The following is a 682-nucleotide window of genomic DNA, read 5'->3' as shown; positions in this document are numbered from 1 at the left end:
CGCCATCCACACCGACACCCTCAATGAGGCCGGTTTCGTGGGCGACACCCTCGCCGCCATCGCCGGGCGGGGCATCCACTCGTACCACACCGAGGGTGCCGGGGGCGGCCACGCGCCGGACATCATGACGGTCGTCTCGCAGCCCAACGTGCTGCCCAGCTCGACCAATCCGACCCGGCCGTTCACCGTCAACACCGCCGAGGAACACCTCGACATGCTGATGGTCTGCCACCACCTCAACCCGGCCGTCCCCGAGGACCTCGCCTTCGCCGAGTCCCGCATCCGGCCGTCCACCATCGGCGCGGAGGACATCCTCCACGACCTCGGCGCGATCTCGATCATCTCCTCCGACTCCCAGGCCATGGGCCGCGTCGGCGAGGTCATCCTGCGCACCTGGCAGACCGCCCACGTGATGAAGGGCCGCCGGGGTGCCCTGCCCGGCGACGGCCGCGCCGACAACCACCGGGTACGGCGCTATGTCGCCAAGTACACGATCAACCCGGCGCTCGCGCAGGGCCTCGCCGCCGAGATCGGGTCGGTGGAGACCGGCAAGCTGGCCGACCTGGTGCTGTGGGAGCCCGCGTTCTTCGGGGTCAAGCCGCTGCTCGTGCTCAAGGGCGGCCAGATCGCCTACGCGCAGATGGGCGACGCCAACGCCTCCATCCCCACCCCCCAGCCGATC

The 682-nt window shown here is 70.5% G+C and carries 1 protein-coding gene; it reads left to right on the top strand.

Features of this window, described 5'->3' with window-relative positions:
- A partial coding sequence (locus CCN33_RS28685) for an urease subunit alpha (RefSeq protein WP_140394724.1) occupies nucleotides 1-682 on the top strand: 682 nt, incomplete at both ends.

The sequence above is a fragment of the Streptomyces recifensis genome, from assembly GCF_002154615.1.
In the GTDB taxonomy this organism is placed as follows: Bacteria; Actinomycetota; Actinomycetes; order Streptomycetales; family Streptomycetaceae; genus Streptomyces; species Streptomyces griseoluteus.
Note: the sequence above shows the minus strand (reverse complement) of the source record. Positions and strands in the feature narration are given on the sequence as shown.